The organism is Cognatazoarcus halotolerans, from assembly GCF_009800965.1.
Lineage (GTDB): Bacteria > Pseudomonadota > Gammaproteobacteria > Burkholderiales > Rhodocyclaceae > Cognatazoarcus > Cognatazoarcus halotolerans.
The window spans coordinates 1-17,657 of record NZ_WUAF01000024.1 but is presented as its reverse complement, the minus strand read 5'-3'; the positions used below and the strand labels follow the sequence as shown (position 1 = coordinate 17,657).

At 63.1% G+C, this 17,657-nt stretch carries 16 protein-coding genes; 11 read left to right on the top strand and 5 right to left on the bottom strand.

What is annotated here, in order from left to right; all coding sequences use genetic code 11:
- Window positions 1-10: 10 nt before the first annotated feature.
- Window positions 11-976 (bottom strand): TraB/GumN family protein, encoded by a 966-nt coding sequence (locus GQB03_RS20345; RefSeq protein ID WP_159693230.1) that lies wholly within the window; start codon window positions 974-976, stop codon window positions 11-13.
- A gap of 1 nt (window position 977) precedes the next feature.
- On the opposite strand from GQB03_RS20345, the gene miaA reads away from it, so the two are divergent.
- The gene (gene miaA, locus GQB03_RS20340; RefSeq protein ID WP_159693228.1) at window positions 978-1,946 is read left to right on the top strand and encodes a tRNA (adenosine(37)-N6)-dimethylallyltransferase MiaA; all 969 of its coding nucleotides are present in this window, start codon (window positions 978-980) and stop codon (window positions 1,944-1,946) included.
- Window positions 1,947-1,948: 2 nt separating this feature from the next.
- Here miaA and GQB03_RS20335 read toward each other — a convergent pair whose 3' ends face one another.
- Window positions 1,949-3,277 carry a hypothetical protein gene (locus GQB03_RS20335; protein ID WP_235027154.1) on the bottom strand — a complete coding sequence of 443 codons (1,329 nt, stop codon included), beginning with the start codon at window positions 3,275-3,277 and terminating at the stop codon, window positions 1,949-1,951.
- A gap of 129 nt (window positions 3,278-3,406) precedes the next feature.
- Between GQB03_RS20335 and GQB03_RS20330 the strand changes: the two genes are divergently transcribed.
- Window positions 3,407-4,267, top strand: a complete 861-nt coding sequence (locus tag GQB03_RS20330) for a metallophosphoesterase family protein (RefSeq protein ID WP_159693226.1) — start codon at window positions 3,407-3,409, stop codon at window positions 4,265-4,267.
- Here the strand turns inward: GQB03_RS20330 and GQB03_RS20325 are convergent.
- The 3 genes from GQB03_RS20325 to purM form a co-directional block, all read right to left on the bottom strand.
- Window positions 4,264-7,350: an efflux RND transporter permease subunit gene (locus tag GQB03_RS20325; RefSeq protein WP_159693224.1), complete on the bottom strand. Its 3,087-nt coding sequence runs from the start codon at window positions 7,348-7,350 to the stop codon at window positions 4,264-4,266. The two genes, GQB03_RS20330 and GQB03_RS20325, sit on opposite strands and share 4 nt — an antisense overlap.
- Window positions 7,351-7,362: 12 nt before the next feature.
- Window positions 7,363-8,463, bottom strand: coding sequence for an efflux RND transporter periplasmic adaptor subunit (locus GQB03_RS20320; protein ID WP_159693222.1), 1,101 nt, complete (start codon window positions 8,461-8,463; stop codon window positions 7,363-7,365).
- Between the two features lie 144 nt (window positions 8,464-8,607).
- On the bottom strand, window positions 8,608-9,654 hold the full coding sequence (gene purM, locus GQB03_RS20315; protein ID WP_159693220.1) for a phosphoribosylformylglycinamidine cyclo-ligase: 1,047 nt from the start codon (window positions 9,652-9,654) through the stop codon (window positions 8,608-8,610).
- Window positions 9,655-9,787: 133 nt separating this feature from the next.
- On the opposite strand from purM, the gene GQB03_RS20310 reads away from it, so the two are divergent.
- From GQB03_RS20310 to GQB03_RS20270, 9 genes are all read left to right on the top strand, one after another.
- The gene (locus tag GQB03_RS20310) at window positions 9,788-10,879 is read left to right on the top strand and encodes an AI-2E family transporter (protein WP_159693218.1); all 1,092 of its coding nucleotides are present in this window, start codon (window positions 9,788-9,790) and stop codon (window positions 10,877-10,879) included.
- On the top strand, window positions 10,876-11,550 hold the full coding sequence (gene hda, locus GQB03_RS20305) for a DnaA regulatory inactivator Hda (protein WP_159693216.1): 675 nt from the start codon (window positions 10,876-10,878) through the stop codon (window positions 11,548-11,550). Before GQB03_RS20310 ends, hda begins: the two co-directional genes overlap by 4 nt.
- A 21-nt stretch (window positions 11,551-11,571) precedes the next feature.
- Window positions 11,572-12,234 carry a histidinol-phosphatase gene (locus tag GQB03_RS20300; protein WP_159693214.1) on the top strand — a complete coding sequence of 221 codons (663 nt, stop codon included), beginning with the start codon at window positions 11,572-11,574 and terminating at the stop codon, window positions 12,232-12,234.
- 99 nt (window positions 12,235-12,333) lie between these two features.
- Complete coding sequence (gene pcnB / locus GQB03_RS20295) at window positions 12,334-13,680, top strand: polynucleotide adenylyltransferase PcnB (protein ID WP_159693212.1); 1,347 nt, start codon at window positions 12,334-12,336, stop codon at window positions 13,678-13,680.
- Window positions 13,677-14,177, top strand: coding sequence for a 2-amino-4-hydroxy-6-hydroxymethyldihydropteridine diphosphokinase (folK, locus tag GQB03_RS20290; protein WP_159693210.1), 501 nt, complete (start codon window positions 13,677-13,679; stop codon window positions 14,175-14,177). Before pcnB ends, folK begins: the two co-directional genes overlap by 4 nt.
- A gap of 169 nt (window positions 14,178-14,346) precedes the next feature.
- Entirely contained in the window at window positions 14,347-14,982 is a 636-nt protein-coding gene (locus GQB03_RS20285; protein WP_159693208.1) for a deoxynucleoside kinase, read from the top strand.
- A gap of 73 nt (window positions 14,983-15,055) precedes the next feature.
- Window positions 15,056-15,871: a 3-methyl-2-oxobutanoate hydroxymethyltransferase gene (gene panB / locus GQB03_RS20280; protein ID WP_159693206.1), complete on the top strand. Its 816-nt coding sequence runs from the start codon at window positions 15,056-15,058 to the stop codon at window positions 15,869-15,871.
- Window positions 15,872-15,879: 8 nt separating this feature from the next.
- Complete coding sequence (panC, locus tag GQB03_RS20275) at window positions 15,880-16,707, top strand: pantoate--beta-alanine ligase (protein WP_159693204.1); 828 nt, start codon at window positions 15,880-15,882, stop codon at window positions 16,705-16,707.
- Between the two features lie 216 nt (window positions 16,708-16,923).
- Window positions 16,924-17,367, top strand: coding sequence for a CBS domain-containing protein (locus GQB03_RS20270; RefSeq protein WP_046532531.1), 444 nt, complete (start codon window positions 16,924-16,926; stop codon window positions 17,365-17,367).
- The last annotated feature ends 290 nt before the right edge of the window (window positions 17,368-17,657 follow it).

Here is a 17,657-nt window from a genome sequence, read left to right as displayed (position 1 = left end):
GCCTTGTAATCTAACGGTAATATTCGCCGCGGAGTCTATCACGCCCGGTGCTCGGCGGCTGCGACGAAACCGGCGGATCGACGACCCGCTCGAGCACGAAACCGAGCTTCGCAAGCTCCGCGACGAGCCCTTCGGGGCCATCCAGGTGCGCCGCGCCGACGGCCACGAAGAGCGGCCCCGGCACGTCCGTCAGCTGTGCGATCCGGAACGCCATCTCGTGGTTGCGTTGCGCCAGGACCTGGTCGAGCAAGGGCGCCAGCGCCTCCTCGTCCGCCTCGAGCTCGAGCAGTTTCGCCAGGGCAGGACCATCTCCACTGCGCCAGGCACGTATCGTTCGATCGAGATAGTCACCGAGCCTGCCGTTTTCGAGCAGATCGATGGTCTGCGCGAGCGCGGAGAGCTGGGCCGCTTCTCCACCCGCGGCAAGTGCGTCGATCTGTCGCTCGACTGTCTCCAGCGCCAGCAGCTCGATGCCCGTCGCGCGTGCCGCGGTGGCCAGCCAGACGTCCACACCCCACTGCGGCCCGTAGCCGAGTTGCCCGGCGGCACTCACCATGAGGCTCATCGAGACCAGCCACGGCTGCATCCGGTCGAGCAGTTGCGGCGACACACCTTGCTGGCGGGCAAGGCCGACCAGCGCCAGCCATTGTGCAGCGGGCAAACGCCCCGAGAGACCAGCCAGGTCCGCGGGTACGCGCCCGGCGCGACCGAGCGCTACGCCGATCGTCGGATCGGTCGGATCAAGCTCCAGCGCCAGCACGCGACTGGCGTTAAACGCTGCTCGCGCGGACTCCGGGAGCGGATAGCATGCGGCCGAACACAGGTGCACCGTGCCGAAGAGGTAACCCCTGAGCGCGCCCGCCCGATCCCGCACGGTCCACAGGAACCCGTCGTCACCCGCCTGCACGGCCAACGCGACAAGCCACAGCCCGACCGCACACAAGCCATGCTTCGTCGTTACAATCCACCTCGCCATCATGTCTTCCAGTAACAGTTCCCGCTCACTTCCACCCGCGCTGCTGCTGCTCGGCCCAACCGCCAGCGGCAAGACGGCCGCATCGCTGGCGCTGGCGCACAGTCTGCCGATCGAGATCATCAGCGTCGACTCGGCGCTGGTCTACCGCGACATGGACATTGGCACCGCAAAGCCGGACGCCAGCGAGCAGGCCGTCTGTCCGCATCACCTGATCGACATCATCAGCCCCGAAGAAAGCTACTCGGCCGCACGCTTTCGCGTCGATGCGCTGCGCCTGATGACCGAGATCAGCGCGCGCGGCAACGTCCCGCTACTCGCCGGCGGCACCATGCTCTACTTCAAGGCCTTGCAGGACGGACTGTCGGCCCTGCCGCAGGCCGACCCGGAAATCCGCCGCGAGATCGACCTCGAAGCCGCCCGGCGCGGCTGGCCGGCCCTGCATGCCGAGCTCGCTCGGCTCGATCCGCAGGCCGCCGCGCGCCTCGAGCCCGGTGACGCGCAGCGTATCCAACGCGCCCTCGAGATCATCCGCCTCACCGGCGAACCGCTCGCCGCGAGCTACGCGCGCCGCGAAGAGGCCGCGCCCCCGTTCCGGATGCTGCCGATTGCGCTGGCACCGTCGGACCGCAGCGTGCTGCATGCGCGGATCGCCCGGCGCTTCGAGGCAATGCTGGCTGCCGGCCTGATTGACGAAGTGAAGCGTCTGCGCCTGCGCTACGCGCTCTCGCCGGAATTGCCGTCGATGCGCTGCGTCGGCTACCGGCAGGCCTGGGCGTATCTCGACGGCCGTATCGACCTCGACGGATTGCGCTTCACCGGCATCGCCGCAACCCGCCAGCTCGCCAAACGTCAACTGACCTGGCAGCGCCAGTTTCGCGAGAATTGGTCCGATCTGCTCGAACTCGACTGCCTCGCCGACGATCTTGTGGCCAAAGTTCTGGACAGTGCCCGGCGCTTCGTCGGTGCCTGAGCTCACAGCAGGCCACGCCAGGCACCGATTGCCAGCAACCACAGCGCGGCCAGTCCGTAAGCCATGAGGCCATACTTCGCATTCAGGCGCGCAAGCGAAACCGCGGAGAGGCCATAGCGCCCCTGCAGCGCCAGATGAATGCCCGACAACGGGCTTACCGCAAGGCCGATCGCCCAAGACATGCAATAGACCGTGGCCATCAACACAGGGTCGGGCGACAGCGGCGCGGTCCACGCCGAGACGATCGAGATCGAGATCACCGCGTGGATGCCGATCATCGCGAAGCCGATCATCAGTGCGAGCAGCAGCGCCGCCTGCAGCGGGCCGACGCTATCGAAGGGCATGCCCAGGCTGGTCGATGCCATGAGGCTGCGCAAGCCGCTGGCGAAGACCGCTGCGGCGAGGAACAGGGCCAGCTCGCCCGACATCGCGGGCAGGCGGGAGCGCGCCTGCTGGACCACGCGATCGGTACCCGCGAACAGGCCGCTGCGCCACAAGGTCGCCACCACCGCGATCAAGGGCGCCACGATGGTGATGATTGCCAGCGCGGACCAGGACGGAAACCACAGGTGCATCAGCCCCACCCCCACCGCCAGCACCAGCGGCGCAGCGAGGGCGCCGGGGCGCATCGGGTAGCCCACGAACTCACGCCCGCCTTCGGGCAGTTCGCGCTCCAGCCGGCGCCCGGCGAGCACCAGCAGGAGGACGGCAAACGGGAGGCCCCAGGCAAGAACGCCAGCCAGGCTGGCACCGGGCGCGTAGGTGATCGCAACCGCGACCGCGGCGAAGAAAGGCGACCACATCGCGGCGGAGAGAAAACTTCTCACCAGCAAGGCTGCCTGCTCGCCGCGCGGCACGCCCTTCGGGCCGATGCGATCGGCAATCATGAAAACCGCCGAAAGATTGATCGCCGCGCCTAGAAAATGGGTCGCGAGCAAGGTCTGCCAAAGTGCGCGCCGCCCCTTCGGCAGGGATTCGGTCGCGTTCGCCAGACTCAGCAGCTGCAGAAAGCTCACCCCGACCAGCATCCCCAGCAGCGCATTGTTCTGCGTCAGGGCGCCCAGCCAGTAGGCCGGCGCACCGCGAACGGTACTCCAGCACAGCGCGAGCACGCCGATTGCGATGAGCAGTCCAACCAGGCGCCGCTGGCGACGGTCCAGCTTCGGCCACAGCAGGATCGCGGCCCCCCATGCGGCAACGCCAGCGGGCCAGGCAGGCAGTGGGGTGCCCACGCCGTTGAGCACCGCGAGCGCAGCCATCACCACAAGAAGCGACGCGGCAGCCGCATCACGCAGCCGCGCACTCGTCATCAGCTCATCGAAAAGCCCCATATCCCCGCCCTGTCAGCTGGCCAAGCGCCGGTTCGATTCGCCGGCCAGCCCTGAAAATCTGTCAATATTGCGCCCATGATCCAGTAATCGGCCGATTCTTGCCGCTTCAAGCGTCAGCGAGCCCCGAAGATGAACGACACGCGCACCCATGACTGCCTGCGACTGATCCACCTGAGCGACCTCCATTTCGGTGACCAGACGGCGGGTTCGGCTGCGGCGCTGAAGCAGGCGATCCGCTCGCTGAAGCCGGACCTGATCGTGGTCACCGGCGATCTTACCCAGCGTGGCCGCGCGAGCGAGCTGGGCAGCGCACGTGACTATCTGGATGGCCTCGGTGCCCCCTGGGTGGCCACGCCCGGCAATCACGATCTTCCGCGTTGGCCACCCTGGCGCCGACTGGTCGACCCGCTGCAGGATTTTCGCCGGCTGGTATCCCCCCGCCCCGACGCCCGGGTGGACGCCGACAGAATGCGACTGGCACTGATCGACAGCACCAATCCGGCAGTGTGGAAAGCAGGACGAATCCAGCCCGAGGCAGCCCGGGAGGCGGCCGCCTATCTTGCCGGGGGTCGCAGCGGCCAGTTACGCGTGGTGGCGACCCATCACCCCTTCGACGACAGGCCGGGCGACAAGATGGGCGGCATGCACGGTGCCGCCGAGGCGCTGAAGATCCTGTGTCACGAGGGAGAGGTGGATCTGCTGCTGTGGGGCCACAGGCATCGTACCGAAATCGGCATCCTCTACCAGGAGGGCTTGCGCTGCGTGGTCGGCAGCGGCACCGCGAGCCCGACCTCTCCACGCTGCGAGAAAAAGGGTGAATCCTTTCATGCGCTAGATCTGGGAGAACACGCGATCAGCATCGCCCTATGGCGACGCAGCCCCGACACCGAGCGCTTCCGGCGGGTCGGCACCCGCCACTTCGATCGCCAGAAGGAAAACCATTGGCGTGAAGTGGAGCCGGAACTGGAAGAAGAGGAAGAGGCCGTCTAGTCGGACGAGGCCGGCTGGAGGCCTCCGGGTTCGCCCCCGGCGGCCATCTCACGCTCGCGCCTCGCCAGCAGGGTATAGACCGTCGGCACCACGAACAGCGTGAGGACGGTGCCCAGCAGCATTCCACCGACGATCACCCAGCCGATCTGTTGCCGACTCTCCGCCCCTGCACCGCTGGCCAGAGCGAGCGGTATGGCCCCGAGCACCATTGCGCCGGTGGTCATCAGGATGGGCCGCAGACGCAACACCGCGGCTTCCGAAACCGCCTCGAAAATCGAGCGGCCCTGCTCGCGCAGTTGATTGGCGAATTCGACGATGAGGATGCCGTGTTTGGTGATCAGACCGACCAGGGTCACCAGACCGATCTGGCTATAAACATTGAGCGTGCCGCCGGTGAAATGCAGCGCGGCAAGGGCACCGGCCATCGACAACGGCACCGTCAGCATGATGATGAGCGGATCCCGGAAGCTCTCGAACTGCGCGGCCAGGACGAGATAGATGAACGCCAGCGCGAGCACGAAGGTCAGCGCCAGGCTCGACGAACTCTCGCGGAAATCACGTGACTGGCCGTTGTAGTCGATCGCATAACCGGCCGGCAGAATGCGCTGGGCGGTGTTCTCCAGGAAACCGAGAGCCTCGCCAAGCGCGTAGTCTGGTGCGAGATTGGCCGAGATCGTGACGGCCCTGCGCTGACCGAAATGATTGAGTTCGCGCGGACTGACCGTCTCGTTCACCCTGAGCACGCTGGCCAGCGGGATCATCTGTCCATTCTTGCCGCGCACGAAGATGTCCCGTATGTCGCGCGGCTCGCTGCGCTCGGTGCCTGCCACCTGCACGATCACGTCGTATTGCTCCGCATCCTGCTTGTAGCGGGTGACCTGGCGGCCGCCGAGCATCGTCTCGAGCGTTCGGCCGACCACATCGACCGACAGCCCCAGATCCGCCGCCTTGTCGCGATCGATGCTCACCGCCAATTCGGGCTTTGTGAGCTTGAGATCGGTATCGGCCGCGACAAAACCGGGGTTGTCGGCAATCGCCGCCATCAACTGATCCGTGTAGCGCTGCAACTCGCGGTACGAAGCGGACGTGATGATCACGAAGTTCACTGGTCGCGAACGGGCCCGCTGGCCCAAGGACGGCGGCGTGACCGGGAATGCCAGCACCCCGGGCACTGCCGCGAATGTTGGCTGGAGCTGCTTGGCAATCTGGGTGGACAGCACGCTGCGCTCGCTCCAGTCGCGCAGGCCCGCGAACGATATCCCCTGCGAGACGGTAGGACTGCCGGTAACCACGAAATAGCGTTCGACCTCCGGCGTTTCCGCGTAGATGGCCTCGAGCTGGCGGGCATAGCGATCCATGTATTCGATCGTCGCCCCCTCGGGACCGGAAAAGATGCCGATCACGAAACCACGGTCCTCGACCGGCGCGAGTTCCGACTTCAGGCTGCCGAGCAGCAATGCCGCGGACCCGGCAACCAGCACGAAAAGCAGCATCACCGCCCAGCGCATGCCGAGTGCCGCGGCAAGCAGTCCGCGGTACCCTCGGGTCATCGCCTCGAGCGCCCGTTCGACACCGTTGTAGAGCCAGCCGTGCGACGCGTCGTGGCGCAGCATCTTCGAGCACATCATCGGTGACAGCGTCAGCGCCACAAAGCCCGAAACCAGCACCGCGCCAGCCAGCGTCAACGCAAACTCGGTGAACAGCTTGCCGGTGCGGCCGGTCATGAAGGCCACCGGCGCATACACCGCGGCCAGCGTGATGGTCATCGCGACCACCGCGAAGCCGATCTCCCTGGCACCCTTGAAAGCCGCCTCGCGGCGCGGCATGCCCGCCTCGATGTGGCGGTAGATGTTTTCCAGCACCACGATCGCGTCGTCCACCACGAGCCCCACCGCGAGCACAAGCGCGAGCAGGGTCAGGGTGTTGATCGAAAATCCGAACAACAGCATCAGCGCGAACGAGCCGATGAGTGAGACCGGGATGGTTACCAGCGGGATCATCACCGCCCGCCAGTTGCGCAGGAACACGAAGATGATCACTGCCACCAGCAACACGGCTTCGCCGATGGTCGAGAACACCGCCTTGATCGAACGGTCGATGAACACCGTCGAATCGTTCGAGATATCGACCCGCATGCCTTCCGGCAGATCCTCGATGATGCGCGGTAGCTCGGCGTGCAAGGCGCGGGCGAGGTCGAGCGGATTGGCGGTGGATTGCTTGATCAGCCCGAGCGCCACGGCCGACTTGCCCTTGAAGCGCACCGAGGTGCGCTCGGAAGCTGCGGCCACCTCGACGCGACCGATGTCCCTGATTCGCACCGGATAGCCGTCCGGGGTGGGAGCGGGACGCACAACGACATCCTCGAACTCGGAGACGCGCGAGAGATCGGTTCGCGCCACCACCGCGAACTCTCGCTTGCGGCTTTCGATCAGCCCCGCCGGAATCTCCACGTTCTGCCGGCGCAGCGCGTCCTCGACGTCCTGGGTGGTCAAACCGAAACCGGCCAGCCGGGTGCGATCGAGCCAGATCCGCATCGAATACTGTCGGTCGCCGAAAACCCGCACGTCGGCAGCACCGGGCAGGGTCTGCAGCCGCGGCTTGACGATGCGGGTAGCGACATCGGTCACCTCCAACGGCGAATGGCGATCGCTTGAAAAGGCTAGATAGATGATCGGGTTCGCGTCGGCCTCGACCTTGGCAATCACCGGCTCGTCGATGTCGTCCGGCAGCCGCTGGCGCACCCGCGACACGCGGTCGCGGACATCCGCCGCGGCACTGTCCGGATCGCGCTCAAGCTTGAACTTGATCGAAATCTGCGAATCCTCCTGGCGACTGATCGAGGACAGCACGTCCACGCCCTCGATGCCGGCCAGTGAATCCTCAAGCGGCTTGGTGACCTGCGATTCGACGATTTCCGGGCTGGCCCCCCGATAAGTGGTGCGTACGGTGACCACCGGCTCGTCGATCTTGGGGTATTCGCGTACGGTGAGCTTGTCGTACGAAACCAGCCCGAGCAGCACCACGACCAGCGACATCACGGTGGCGAGCACCGGTCGCCGAATGCACAGGTCCGGAAGGAGCATGACGGCGGGCGCTCAGTTCGCCGCGCCGGGCGTCGCCGGCCGATCGACCTGGATGACCGACGAACCATCGTGCAACTTGATCTGCCCCGCGGTCACCACCCGCTCGCCGGCACCGACGCCGGAACGGATCTCGATCTGGGCATTGCGCCGGCTGCCGGTCGTCACTGCCACCCGCACCGCCTTGTCATCGCGCACCACGAACACGAACGGCCCCTCGCCGGAAGGCATCAGCGCCTCTTCCGGCACGGCGAGCCCTTCCCGCTCAGCCATCACCAGACTCACCCGGACAAACATGCCTGGCCGCAACAGGCCTTCGGCATTGTCGAGGTGCGCGCGCAGCCGCAGGGCGCGGCCCTCGGCATCGACCAGCGGATCGATCGCGTCGACACGCGCCGAAAAGGATTTATCGGGAAATGCATCGCTCGCGACCACCAGCAGCTGCCCGGGTTTCAGCCTTGCGAGGTAGATGTCGGGCAGACGGAAGTCGAGCTTGAGGGTGGCGATGTCCTCGAGATTGATGAGATCGGCGCCTTCCTTGACGTAGTCGCCCACGCTCACGCTGCGAATGCCGACAACGCCCGAGAAAGGGGCGCGGATCTCGGTCTGTCGCAGGCGCGCAGCAAGCAGTTCGGAACCCGCCTGGGCGACGGCCAGCGCAGCGGCGGCTTCGTCGCGGGCACGCTGGCTGACGAAATTGCGACGAAAAAGGTCTTCGGTGCGCTGCGCGTTAGTCCGCGCCAAGGCTTCGCTCGCCCTTGCCTGGGCGAGTTCGGCCCGCTGCGTCGCAGCGTCCAGCACAACCAGCAAGGCCCCCTTGCTGACGGCTGCGCCATCCTTAAAGTGAATTGCCGAGACACGCCCCGCAATCTCCGGCCGCAGCACCACCGACTCGTTGGACCTGAGCGTTCCCACCGCACCGAGTTCATCGGGCATGGCGATCCGCTCCACCTCGGCGGTCTCGACGCTGACCGGAGCCCCCTTGTCCTTGCCGCCGGCATCGGCCGCCGGTGTCGAAACCCCGCCGACCGAACGGTTGGCGACATACGCGAATCCCGCCAGGGCGACCAACCCAAGCGCACTCACTACGGCAATCAGACGACGGAGCGTGGCCATGTTGCAGAATCTCGAATGAGTAGAAACACATTGCGCTCCGGCACGAAAGGGCTATCCCCGTTCGAGCGTGAAGACAGCACCCGCTGCGCTTCGTTTCATCCGGGATCGGACATTGCGGGGATCATGCCTGACCAAGACCCGGCATCATGCAACCACGGTCGCTGCCTGCCCGTCGCCTCGACGGGCAATATGGCCGATGACGTGCACCGTCTCGCCCGCCTCACGCAACATCGCGGCAGCCTGGTCCGCCAACGCGGGATCGACCACCACCACCATGCCGATGCCGCAGTTGAAGACGCGATACATTTCCTGCTCGGCGACGTTGCCAGCCCCCTTGAGCCACTGGAACAGGTAGGGCATCTCCCAGCTCCCGGCATCGATGATCGCAGTGAGGTCATCAGCCAGGATGCGCGGCACGTTCTCGGTGATGCCGCCGCCGGTGATGTGGGCCATGCCCTTGACCACGCCGGGGATCGCCTTCATCAGCGCGAGCAGCGGCTTCACGTAGATGCGCGTCGGCTCGAGAATCACGTCGCGGAGCGGGCGGCCGTGAAAGTCCGCGTCGAGCTCGGGTTTGGTCAGATCGATGATCTTGCGGATCAGGGAATAGCCGTTGGAATGCGCGCCGCTAGAGGCGAGGCCAAGCACGACATCGCCCGGCACGATGCGCGAACCATCGATGAGTTCGGATTTCTCGACCGCACCGACCGCGAAGCCGGCGAGATCGTATTCACCATCCGGATACATGCCCGGCATCTCGGCGGTTTCGCCACCGATCAGCGCGCACCCGGCCAGCTCGCAGCCCCGGGCGATGCCCTTCACCACGTCCGCAGCGGTGTCGACATCGAGTTTGCCGCAAGCGAAATAGTCGAGGAAGAACAGCGGCTCAGCACCCTGGACCAGGATGTCGTTGACACTCATCGCGACCAGGTCCTGGCCGACGGTGTCATGCTTGTCGAGCTGGAAAGCGAGCTTCAGCTTGGTGCCGACGCCATCGGTGCCGGATACCAGTACCGGCTCGCGGTACTTGCCGGTGAGTTCGAACAGCGCGCCGAAACCACCGATGCCGCCGAGCACTTCGGGGCGCATGGTACGCTTGGCCAGCGGTTTGATGCGATCGACCAGCGCGTCGCCGGCTTCGATGTCGACGCCGGCGTCGCGGTAGGAAAGCGATTGGTCTGGGGTGCTCAAGGTGATTCCTCTCGGGTGCGCATGGCAATCGTGACGACCAGCGTGGTTGAGCGACTCCCCGCGAGCGGATAGAGTTACGCCCTTGCCCGCATCGCGCGCAAGATTGCCCCAAAAAACCGGAAGTTTACCCGAAATGTCCTCGAATCGTGCCGACCGCCTGCAGTCCCTGGCCTGGCTGGCGGTCGGCGCCGGCCTGCTGTGGCTCCTGTGGCTGCTTTCGCCGATTCTGGCGCCCTTCGTGGTCGCCGCGGTGCTCGCCTATATCTGCGATCCGGGGGTCAATTGGCTGGTGGCGAGACGCATCCCGCGCGCGCTCGCGGTGACCATGATGATCGTCGGCCTGGGAATCATGCTGATGCTACTGATCCTGATCCTCACGCCAATGGTATACCGCGAGGGGCTCGCGCTGGTGCAGCGCCTGCCGGACCTGGTAGATCTGCTTAACAGCAAAGTCCTGCCATGGGCTGAAACCCAACTCGGCGTCACCCTGCAGCTCGACGCGGGAGCCATCCGCAAGTGGCTGGCCGGCAACTGGAGCACCGCCCAGGACGTGCTGACTTTGCTGCTGGCCCGAGCGCGCAGCGGCGGCATGGCGCTGGTTGGCGTAGTGGCCAACCTGTTCCTCGTACCGCTGGTGATGTTCTATCTGCTGCAGGAGTGGCCGCGCATCCTCGGCTACCTCGAGGACACGGTGCCACGCCCATGGCACGCGCGGACCACGAAGTTGCTATCGGAAGTCGATCAGGTCATGTCGGAATTCCTGCGCGGCCAGCTCTCGGTAATGCTCCTGCTGGCAATCTTCTACAGTATCGGGCTGTGGCTGGCGGGGCTGCGCTTTGCTCTACCGGTCGGCGTGATGACCGGCCTGCTGGTTTTCATTCCCTTCGTCGGCTTCAGCGCCGGCCTTCTGCTTGCCCTGATGGCCGCGTTGCTGCAAGCCCAGGGCTGGCCCCCCATCATTGGCGTGGCGGTGGTGTACAGTCTGGGGCAGCTGGTCGAGAGCTTTCTTCTGACGCCTTATCTGGTCGGGGAGCGTATCGGCCTCCATCCGCTCGCAGTGATCTTCGCGCTCATGGCGTTCGGAGAACTGTTCGGCTTCGTCGGGGTGCTGGTCGCGCTGCCGGTCAGCGCCGCGCTGCTCGTCGGCGGACGGGAACTGCGCACGCTGTACCTGGAGAGCAGCCTGTACCGCGGCGATGGTGATGGCGCGAAGGTCGATCAATGAAACAACTGGTGCTCGACATCACGAAGGACGCCCCGCCGCGCTTCGACAACTTCATCGTCGGCGCAAACGCGGCGCTCGTCGCGGCCCTGCGCGAGAGGGCCGACACACTGGCAGACCACCTTCTCCTGTGGGGCGCCCACGGATGCGGTCGCAGCCATCTGCTCGAGGCAACAACGGCCGCTGCTCGGGATGGCGGCCGCCCGGCGATTGCCATCGACGCCCGCGAGGCCGGTGCCTGCCTGCCCGAGGACGAGGGCCTGCTACTCGCCATCGACAATGTCGGAGCGCTTTCCGAAACAGCCCAGATCGCGCTTTTCAACAGCTTCAACAGGGCCGGATCGCTTGGCCAGACGCTGCTCCTTAGCGCCGACAGACCGCCCTTGGGATTACCCTTGCGCGAGGATCTTCGCACCCGCATCGGTCAATGTCTGGTCTTCGAAGTCCTGCCGCTGGCGGACGACGAACGTGCCAGCATCCTGCATGGCATGGCCGAACGACGGGGATTGCGGCTCGACACCGACGTGGTGGCCTACCTCCTGCGCCATGGCCGCCGTGACATGCCAAGCCTGCTCGCCGTGATGGACGCACTCGACGCAAGCTCTCTCGAACAAAAACGCCCGATCACGCTGCCGCTGCTCCGCGAGCTGATGCAGCGTGGTCTGGATATCTGAACCCTTACGCGGAAACACCGAATGGACCTCGTTCTCTTCGACCTCGACAACACCCTGCTCGCCGGTGACTCTGACTTCGAGTGGGCGCAATTCCTGATCGGCCGTGGCGTTGTGGACCGGGAGATATACGAAGCGCGAAATCTCGAGTTCTATGAACACTACAAGGCCGGCACGCTCGATATCCACGCCTTTCTCGACTTCCAGCTGGCGCCGCTGGCCCGCCATTCGCGCGCGGAACTCGACGCCTGGCACCGCGAGTTCATGGCGGAACGGATCGAACCGATGATGACGGCGGCTGCCCGCAGCCTTGTCCGCGGCCACATCGAATCGGGCGCCCTGGTGGCGATCGTGACCGCAACCAACAGCTTTGTTACGGGTCCGATCGCGCGAGCCTTCGGCATTCCCCATCTCGTCGCGACCATTCCGGCCCAGCAGGACGGCTGCTTTACCGGGCAGCCGCGGGGTACACCGGCATTCAAGGCCGGCAAGATCGCGCGCGTCGATGCCTGGCTCGAATCCATGGGACTGTTCTTCGGCAGCTTTCGATCGAGCTATTTCTATAGCGACTCGCACAACGATCTTCCGCTGCTCGAAAAAATCACCAATCCAGTCGCGGTGGACCCGGACGACACCCTGCGCAGTCATGCCGAACGGCGCGGCTGGCCCGTGATCAGCCTGCGATGATCGTGCAACGAATCGACCCGAAACCCGCCTTTTTCACAGGCAGGGCAACGGTTCAGTTATCATTCCGAGGTTTACAAACCTGAGAGACTCACCCTGGCAATGATTCGAAAACTGCTCCGCCGGGTTTTCAAGCGGACGGAAGCGACGAGCTCCGCGGAACTCGCCATCATCCCGGTCGATCGTCATGGCCTGCGGCGCGAGCAACTTTCACCGGCGGCACGAAAGGTTTGCGCCGTACTTCAGGAGCGCGGCTACAAAGCCTATGTGGTCGGTGGCGCAGTACGGGATCTGCTGGCCGGACTGACACCGAAGGATTTTGACGTTGCCACGAGTGCGACACCCGAACAGGTACGCGAAAGCTTTCGACGTTCGCGAATCATCGGCCGACGGTTCAAGATCGTGCATGTCATGAGCGGGCCGGAAACCATCGAGGTCTCGACGTTCCGCGCCGGACAGGACGCGGAATCGACAGAGACCGACGAACATGGCCGCATCCTGCGAGACAACGTTTTCGGCAACCAGCAGGAAGACGCAACCCGCCGCGACTTCACGGTCAATGCGCTTTACTACGACCCCTCGGACGAAACCATCCACGACTACCATCACGGCGTCGCTGACCTGCAGCAGAAGACGCTGCGGATAATCGGGGACCCGCGTACCCGCTATCGCGAGGACCCGGTAAGGATGCTCCGTGCAGTGCGCCTCGGCGCGAAGCTCGGACTCAGTATCGATCCTGACGCGCGCAAACCGATCCGCGAAATGGCAATGCTGATCGACAATGTCCCGCCAGCTCGCCTCTTCGACGAGATGCTCAAGCTGCTTTTTTCCGGGCATGCAGTCACCTGCCTCAAGCAACTTCGCGAGGAAGGGCTCCATCACGGCTTGCTGCCGTTGCTCGACGTCATCCTCGAGCAACCACTGGGCGAACGCTTCGTCTGGCTCTCACTTGAAAATACAGACCAACGGGTTCGTCAGGGCAAGCCCGTGTCTCCCGGCTTTTTGTTTGCAACGCTGCTGTGGCATGAAGTTCTCGCGGCATGGGAAAGTCGCAAGGCTGACGGTGAAGCAATCTACCCAGCGCTGTTTGCGGCCATGGACCAGGTACTGGATCAGCAGGCGGGCAAGCTGGCCATCACGCGACGCATTGCCGGTGACATCAAGGACATCTGGGCCCTGCAACCCCGCTTCGAAAAGCGCTCCGGCAAAGCCCCGTACAGAGTTATAGAGCAGCCCCGCTACCGTGCCGGCTGGGATTTCCTCAGGCTTCGTGCCGAATCCGGTGAATTACCCATGGAGCTGGCCGACTGGTGGGAACGCTTCTCACACGCGGGCCACGATGAACGCGCAGCACTTCTGCAGCCGGATAGCGACGCCCCGCGCAAGCGCCGCCGCAAGCGACGCAAATCACCGGCTGCCGGTGCTACCCCAGGGGCCTCGGGAGAATGAAGGCCGCGCGCCCATCACGCGCCTACGTTGCACTCGGAGCCAATCTCGGACAACCGGTTATTTCTCTTCAGTCGGCATTTGACAGCCTCTCCCGGCTGGACAAGACGTCGCTGTTGAACCGCTCCAGCATTTATCGCACAGCACCCATCGGGGTCAGTGACGGGCAGCCGGATTACTACAACGCAGTGGTTGCACTCGACACCGCCTTGAGCCCGCAAGAACTCCTTGCGGCTCTGCTAAAGACGGAAACGGATCACGGAAGGGTGCGTCCAGCACAGCTCGCCGCACGTACACTCGACCTGGATCTACTCATGTACGACGAGCGTGTGATTGACGAGACTGGTCTGACCGTTCCGCATCCCCGCATGCACCTGCGCGCCTTCGTCTTGCATCCACTCCATGAAATCGCACCGGGTCTCGTAATTCCAGGTCGCGGCCCGGTCGCTGATCTGCTCAGATCCGTTTCCGATCAACGCATCGCAAGAATCGAGGCTTGAGCCGGGATTCCCGCCCCCTGCCCTCGTACCGATTCGGGAACGCCATACAGACGCGTCTCGGAGCGCAGAGCCCCACCGGGGATCAGCCAAACACACTTACCCCCCGCCCGCAGCCTTGTGTATGCTACGCAAAATCTCCATTTCATTTCGGGGCACGAGGCACACGCGGATGCTTGAAAAGGCAAGGTACATAGTGGTGGAGGGCCCCATCGGGGCGGGCAAGACTTCGCTGGCCCGACGCCTCACCGAACGGCTGGCCGCAAAACCGATCCTGGAACAGCCGGAATTGAACCCGTTCCTCGCGCGCTTCTATCAGGACATGGAACGCTGGGCCTTTCCCACCCAGCTGTCTTTTCTTTATCAACGCATCGATCAGCTGGCATTCCTCCACGCGGAAGACACGCAGCGCATCGTCAGCGACTTTCTCCTCGACAAGGATCCGCTGTTTGCCGGTCTGAATCTGGGCGACGACGAGTTGGCACTTTATCGGCGGCTTTTCGACAGCCTGAAACCGAGAATCGCACCTGCTCCCGACCTCGTGGTTTATTTGCAGGCAAAGCCCGAAACGCTGGTGGAACGCGTACGCAAACGTGGCCTCGAAGCCGAGCGACGAATCAGCGAGACATATCTCGAAAAAGTCGCCGACAGTTACGCGCGCTTCTTCTATGAGTACCAGGCTGCACCGGTGTTCATCGTAGACGCGGAAATTCTCAATCCGGCCGATCACGAAGAAGATTTCGAACTCTTGGTGGAACGCCTGAGGAACATGCGTAGCTTCAGGGAATTCTTCGGCTACGCGGCCTAGCGTACTTTTCTCCAAACAGGCTTGTGCGACGCAGCAGTTTGATGTTAACTGCCGCCTTCACAGGAGGGTACGGATGAGCTACCTACAGGAACAGAAGCCGGTAAATCTGCACTCACTCGCCAAGATGCGCGACGAAGGGCGAAAGATTGCAATGGTCACAGGCTACGATGCGAGCTTTGCGGCCTTGCTCGAACGTTGTGGCGTGGACGTCATCCTTGTCGGCGATTCCTTGGGCAATGTCCTGCAAGGCCAAAAGACCACACTTCCAGTCACCCTTGAGCACATGATCTACCACACGGAATGCGTTGCGCGAGGATGCTCCCGCCCGTTCATCGTGGCGGATATGGCCTTCGGCAGTTACCACGAAAGTCGCGAACAGGCGATGCGCAACGCTGCGTGCCTCATGGCCGCGGGCGCCCAGATGGTGAAACTCGAAGGTGGCGCTTTCATGGCGGATACAGTCAGCTTCCTCGTCGAACGCGGCGTGCCGGTGTGTGCTCATATCGGGCTTACGCCGCAATCGGTACATCAACTCGGAGGCTATCGCGTCCAGGGTCGTACAGACGATGGGGCGGCCAGGCTGAAATCGGATGCGCTCGCGCTCGAACAGGCCGGTGCAGCACTCGTAGTCTTGGAAATGGTGCCCGCACACGTAGCCGCTGATTTGACCAGCACACTAACTAGCATGGGCACGATCGGAATTGGCGCAGGCCCTGACTGCGATGGTCAGGTACTTGTATTGCATGATCTGATCGGCGTATTCCCCGGACACAAAGCCCGCTTCGTCAAGAACTTCATGATCGGTTCCTCGAGCATCGACGAAGCCGTTACGCGCTACGTCACCTCGGTCAAGGACGGCACGTTCCCGTCCGCCGAACATTGCTACTGATAGCCGTTATGCAAATTTACAGATCCGTCGCAGCGTTTCGCTCCGCTCGTGCAAGCCTCGGACGCGTCGCCTTTGTCCCAACGATGGGAAATCTGCACGAAGGGCATATTGCCTTAATGCGTCAGGCAGCCGAACGCGCTGATACTGTGGTCGCAAGCATTTTTGTGAACCGCCTTCAGTTCGGCCCAAACGAGGACTTCGACCAATATCCTCGAACACTCGAAGCTGACTGCGACAAGCTCGAACGTGCCGGGGTCCGGCATCTGCTCGCCCCCATCGAACAGGAAATGTACCCAAACCCCCAGAATTACCATGTCGAACCCGCAGCAGAGCAGACAAAAACGCTAGAGGGCGAGTTCCGGGCAGGACATTTTCGGGGCGTGGCCACTGTTGTGATGAAGTTGTTGAATATCGTCCAGCCAGACATCGCCCTTTTCGGCAAGAAGGATTATCAGCAGCTGATGATCCTTAGCAACATGGTTCATCAGTTCGCGATGCCTATCGAGGTCCTGCCCGGTGAAACAGTTCGGGCTGATGACGGCCTTGCACTGTCATCCCGAAATGGCTATCTAACTGCGGAAGAAAGAAGAGAAGCACCACGTCTTTACAGAACATTGTTGAACCTCCGCGAACAACTCAGGAATGGCTGCCGATCATTCGATGAACTGGAACGGACTGCGGTCGCAGAGCTGACAGAAAACGGCTGGCGGCCGGACTATGTTTCGGTTCGCAGACGCGAAGACCTACAACGGCCCGGCAGCGATGATCGAAGCTTGGTGGTGCTAGCAGCGGCAAGGCTCGGGAAGACGCGCTTGATAGACAACCTCGAAATCTGAAAACCGGTGCGCGTGTTGGTTACTGACCGTACCATGCACGTAATCGACCCGCCCGCTTGCCCTTGCCGTCCCCTTGGTTCCCGTATGCTCTTGTCAGTTGAAGCATTAACATGGATCATGGAGCGCTAATAGTAGATGCGCACCTGACAACGCGATGAAAGGCCATCTTGGCCCGTCATACTTTTGCGAATACATAAAAAGGAAGAGAGGCCATACATGAGTACTTCGGTCGGTCAGATTCTGGAGCGTAAGGGCAGTAAGGTTCTTTGTACCTCACCTGAGACCTCCATACTAGATGCGCTCAAGATCATGGCTGAAAACGATGTTGGCGCAGTTCTGGTTACGGAGGGAACTCGACTTCTCGGGATTTTTACCGAGCGTGATTACGCCCGCAAAGTGGTGCTTCATGGTCTGAGCTCCCGGGACAGCAAGATATCTGATCTCATGACGTCGAACGTCCTGACGGTTTCTCCAACGCAAACACTCGATAGTCTCATGCAAATGATGACCGAAAACAGGATTCGCCATCTGCCGGTCGTAGATCACGGCGCATTGGTCGGCATAGTAACTATTGGAGATGCAGTCAAAGCGGTTATCGCGGAACAGGCCGCTACGATCAATCACCTTGCGAGCTACATTTCCGGAGATTTGGCGCCGTAGTTAGGGGAAAGATCGACCTGTTCAGTCGTCAGGTCCCAGTGGAGTTTGAGCGGCGTCACGCCGCGAGCAGGCAAACCGCCTAGGAAACCCGGGGCGATCACTGATCTCCATGGGATCCTGATTATCGGGCCTTTTCAGGAGAGCAGCAGCCACTTGTCGCCGTGTCCAGACTGCCGGGACCGCCTCTGTAGACATGGAAAGGCCCCTGATGGATTATCAGGGGCCTTTTTTGGTTAGTCTGACGATGACCTACTTTCACACCCGGATGGGCACTATCATCGGCGCGGTCT

Coding starts and splice junctions, on each gene's coding strand:
- GQB03_RS20345 (WP_159693230.1), bottom strand. CDS start 976: ATGGCGAGGTGGATTGTAACGACGAAGCATGGCTTGTGTGCGGTCGGG.
- miaA (WP_159693228.1), top strand. CDS start 978: ATGTCTTCCAGTAACAGTTCCCGCTCACTTCCACCCGCGCTGCTGCTG.
- GQB03_RS20335 (WP_235027154.1), bottom strand. CDS start 3,277: ATGGGGCTTTTCGATGAGCTGATGACGAGTGCGCGGCTGCGTGATGCG.
- GQB03_RS20330 (WP_159693226.1), top strand. CDS start 3,407: ATGAACGACACGCGCACCCATGACTGCCTGCGACTGATCCACCTGAGC.
- GQB03_RS20325 (WP_159693224.1), bottom strand. CDS start 7,350: ATGCTCCTTCCGGACCTGTGCATTCGGCGACCGGTGCTCGCCACCGTG.
- GQB03_RS20320 (WP_159693222.1), bottom strand. CDS start 8,463: ATGGCCACGCTCCGTCGTCTGATTGCCGTAGTGAGTGCGCTTGGGTTG.
- GQB03_RS20310 (WP_159693218.1), top strand. CDS start 9,788: ATGTCCTCGAATCGTGCCGACCGCCTGCAGTCCCTGGCCTGGCTGGCG.
- hda (WP_159693216.1), top strand. CDS start 10,876: ATGAAACAACTGGTGCTCGACATCACGAAGGACGCCCCGCCGCGCTTC.
- GQB03_RS20300 (WP_159693214.1), top strand. CDS start 11,572: ATGGACCTCGTTCTCTTCGACCTCGACAACACCCTGCTCGCCGGTGAC.
- pcnB (WP_159693212.1), top strand. CDS start 12,334: ATGATTCGAAAACTGCTCCGCCGGGTTTTCAAGCGGACGGAAGCGACG.
- folK (WP_159693210.1), top strand. CDS start 13,677: ATGAAGGCCGCGCGCCCATCACGCGCCTACGTTGCACTCGGAGCCAAT.
- GQB03_RS20285 (WP_159693208.1), top strand. CDS start 14,347: ATGCTTGAAAAGGCAAGGTACATAGTGGTGGAGGGCCCCATCGGGGCG.
- panB (WP_159693206.1), top strand. CDS start 15,056: ATGAGCTACCTACAGGAACAGAAGCCGGTAAATCTGCACTCACTCGCC.
- panC (WP_159693204.1), top strand. CDS start 15,880: ATGCAAATTTACAGATCCGTCGCAGCGTTTCGCTCCGCTCGTGCAAGC.
- GQB03_RS20270 (WP_046532531.1), top strand. CDS start 16,924: ATGAGTACTTCGGTCGGTCAGATTCTGGAGCGTAAGGGCAGTAAGGTT.